Raw genomic sequence first — 3,433 nt, 5'->3', positions numbered from 1 at the left:
TTTTCGTTCGTGGCGGGCGTCGATCCCTCCGTGGGGCTGTTCGCCTCGTTCGTCATCAGCATCGTGATCGCCTTCGCGGGCGGGCGCCCGGCCATGGTGTCGGCAGCCGCCGGTTCGGTGGCGCTCGTGGCGGCGCCGCTGGTGCAGTCGCACGGGCTGGGCCATCTGCTGGCGGCGGGGCTGCTGGCGGGCGTGGTGCAGGTGGCGTTCGGGCTGCTGCGCATGGGCGTGCTGGTGCGCTTCGTCTCCAGCTCGGTGCGCACGGGCTTCGTCAACGCGCTGGCGGTGCTGATCTTCTCGGCGCAGCTGCCGCACCTGCGTGGCGCGGGCGCCGCCACCTGGGGCATGCTGGCGCTGGGGCTGGCCCTCATCTACGGCCTGCCGTGGCTGGGCCAGCGGCTGCAGGTGCGGGCGCTCACCGCCATTCCGTCGCCGCTGATCTGCGTGGTGGCGCTCACGCTCATCGCCTCCGCCACGGGGCTGCACCTGCCCACCGTGGCGGACCTGGGCCGGTTGCCCGATGCGCTGCCGCTGTTCGGCCTGCCCGCGGTGCCGGTGTCGCTGGAGACGCTGCGCGCCATCGCGCTGCCGGCGCTGGCGATCGCCATGGTGGGGCTGCTCGAATCGGTGCTCACCGCCGCCGTGGTGGACGAGATGACCGACACACCCAGCGACAAGAACCGCGAGTGCGCGGGCCTGGGCCTGGCCAACATCGCGGCCAGCTGCTTCGGCGGCATCGCCGGCTGCGGAATGATCGGCCAGGCCGTGGGCAACGTGAAATACGGCGGGCGCGGGCGCTGTCCACGCTGTTCGCCGGCGTGTTCCTGCTCATCCTGATGGTGGCGCTGAAGGACTGGGTGTCGCGCGTGCCAGTGATCGCGCTGGTGGCCATCATGGTGATGGTGTCGGCCTCGACGTTCGACTGGAAGTCGCTGGGCGCCGTGGTGCGCCACCCGCGCCTGTCCAGCGCCGTGATGCTCGCCACCGTGGCCGTCACGCTCGCCACGCACAACCTCGCGGCCGGGGTGGGCGTGGGGGTGGTGCTGAGCGGCGTGTTCTTCGCGTTCAAGGTCGCGCGTCTGCTCGGCGTGCGGGCCGAGGACGATGCCGCCACCGGCCTGCGCACCTGGCACGTGTCGGGCCAGGTGTTCTTCGCCTCGGCCGACGCGTTCATCGAGGCGTTCGACATCCTCGCGGCCGAAGGGCGCCCCGTGCGCATCGACGTGTCCCGCGCGCATTTCTGGGACGTGACGGCCGTGGCCGCGCTGGAGAAGGTGGTGCAGCGGCTGCGGCACCACGGGGCGGTGGTGGAGGTGGTGGGATTGAACGAGGCCAGTGCGGGGCTGGTGGGGCGGCTGGGGGGCGGCGCGGACTCCGCTATGTAATGCATAGGTCGGCCATCGCTGTGAGGGAAATATCCTGCATTAGATTTTGTTTAGATAACTATAAATTTCATTATTTAGTGAGTTGTTTATTTAAGGGTAAATTCATGGATTAAGAATTTTTTAAGAAGTATCTTCTATGAAAATAACTTCACCCGTGGGTAAGACTTCAGGGAATAAAAGAAATGATGTTTTGGCGATTCAGGCATCGCTCAACCGTCACATGAAGTGCAAAATGGGTTATTTGCCTGTCAAAGAAGATGGTTATATCAATGCCAGAACATTAGACGCGATTCGAACATTTCAGGAAATGGTTGGAATTCTTCCTGTGGATTCGACTGTTTTCCCAGGAGGGCCGACCCATCAAGCCCTTGATAAACCTAGCATCAGAATCTTAAATCCCACCGCCGCCTGCTGGATTGCAAATCAGGAAAAAATACGTCAAGCCCTGATTGATAGGTTATCGATAGTTGATCGCCTCAGTTGGAAGGCTCAAAATCCAGCGATGATTCCGCCCAACGATTGGAACTATCACTCGATTGCCATTCATCACGCAGGAAACACATTCGGTTGTGCGGCCCCTGGCATGGAGTCCATTCGTCAAGTAGAGAAGATAGACATCAAGAAATTCGGGAGAGTTAGCTATCACTATGCGGTAGCCTGCGACGGTACCATCTACGAGGCACTTGATATCCGTCACAAAGGGGCTCATGTGGAGGCGATGAATACGGGAGTCATTGGGATTGTGTTATTGGCAGATCTGAGCGTAAGAGGGGAGGGCGCTAAATACGGACCCGGCGTCATGAATGTCGCCAAGGCCAAGGGTGCCCAGGCTGCTATCAATGAGTTTCTGAGTGTGCAAGCTGATCGATTAAAGGTGTTGCACGACGAAGGTACGGAGCAGCAGATATCTAGAACGGAGGCGTTGGTAGGTGCACTGAAGGATTTTTTCCCAATCCGTCGATTGGGCGGACACAGGGATTTTGCAAAAACTGTTCAAACCAGTCGCGCATGTCCAGGGATCTATGGAATGATCATTGCCGATCAGCTCAGGAAAAAATTGGGGTTGTCGGAGCCTTAATATGTTTAAAAAACAGAATTTTCGTTATTTCGTATTGTGTTTTTTAATGATTTTGTTGGCCTGGCTATTTCTGGGTCTGGATAAATACACCGGTGACCATGAGATGGGGGTGAGTTGGAGTCCTTTCATTAAGGCTCAGCCATCTTGGATTATTTTTTTTCAAGATCCATCGCAGGATGGCCTTGAATACGAACGCTATGACCTGCTGAGGGCAGAGGATAAGGCTAGATTTATGGAGTATTGTAAATATCGGCGTGGCACGCTCGATCCGTATGAGTGCCAAAAGATCAACGACGCTAGCAGAATCTAGCCGTCAAACTACCCGGCGGAAAGATCGAGAGCATCCGGTCATGAGCTTCATTGCAGCGGTCGAGGCATTCGCCAGAAAGGAGTCTGGGGTTCTCCCAGGCCGAAATCTTCACTCAGAGACAACGATCGAGGACGATCTCAGCATCACGGGCGACGATGCGGTGGAGTTCATGGAGACCTTCTTCGCGGAGTTCGGCGTCGATTCCAGCGGGTTCGATTTCGGACGGTATTTCCACAACGAAGGGTTCAATCCATTGCAGTTGTTTTGGATGCCTTTGCGCCGCTATCGGGATCGACAGAGGAAGGTGCCCATCACCTTGGGCATGCTCGCGAAGTCCGTTGAACTGAAGCGCTGGGATGCCGCCCGCATCGAATCCGCTGGACCGAGGGAGGCCGCCACTTGAGGCGCACAGGCCCAAGGTCTTGAGGCTTGGGCGTTTGCTGTCAAACCAGAAGATCGGCCAGCCGCGCCAGCGCATGCCGCACGGTGGCCGCACGCACGGCCGCCCGGTCGCCTGCGAAGCGCACCATTTCGCTGTGGGTCTGCCCCGCCACCGACCAGCCGAACCACACCGTCCCCACCGGCTTGTCCGCGCTCCCGCCCCCGGGTCCGGCCACGCCCGTCACGGCCACGCTCACCTGCGCCAGCGAGCGCGCCACG

The 3,433-nt window shown here is 59.6% G+C and carries 4 protein-coding genes and 1 pseudogene; 4 read left to right on the top strand and 1 reads right to left on the bottom strand.

The genetic code is table 11. The annotated features are described in order from the left end of the window. The 4 genes and pseudogenes from AC27KI_RS20985 to AC27KI_RS20970 form a co-directional block, all read left to right on the top strand. Positions 1-1,385: pseudogene (locus tag AC27KI_RS20985) on the top strand (SulP family inorganic anion transporter); the annotation flags it as partial. A gap of 136 nt (positions 1,386-1,521) precedes the next feature. Next, on the top strand, positions 1,522-2,463 hold the full coding sequence (locus tag AC27KI_RS20980) for a peptidoglycan recognition protein family protein (protein WP_487089492.1): 942 nt from the start codon (positions 1,522-1,524) through the stop codon (positions 2,461-2,463). 1 nt (position 2,464) lies between these two features. After that, positions 2,465-2,773: a hypothetical protein gene (locus tag AC27KI_RS20975; protein ID WP_284406639.1), complete on the top strand. Its 309-nt coding sequence runs from the start codon at positions 2,465-2,467 to the stop codon at positions 2,771-2,773. Positions 2,774-2,813: 40 nt separating this feature from the next. Beyond that, positions 2,814-3,176 carry a DUF1493 family protein gene (locus AC27KI_RS20970; RefSeq protein WP_487115639.1) on the top strand — a complete coding sequence of 121 codons (363 nt, stop codon included), beginning with the start codon at positions 2,814-2,816 and terminating at the stop codon, positions 3,174-3,176. Between the two features lie 40 nt (positions 3,177-3,216). Here the strand turns inward: AC27KI_RS20970 and AC27KI_RS20965 are convergent. Then, a partial coding sequence (locus AC27KI_RS20965; protein ID WP_487115637.1) for a CinA family protein occupies positions 3,217-3,433 on the bottom strand: 217 nt, incomplete at its 5' end.

It is taken from the genome of Acidovorax sp. KPB24-03, assembly GCF_057546605.1.
Note: the sequence above shows the minus strand (reverse complement) of the source record. Positions and strands in the feature narration are given on the sequence as shown.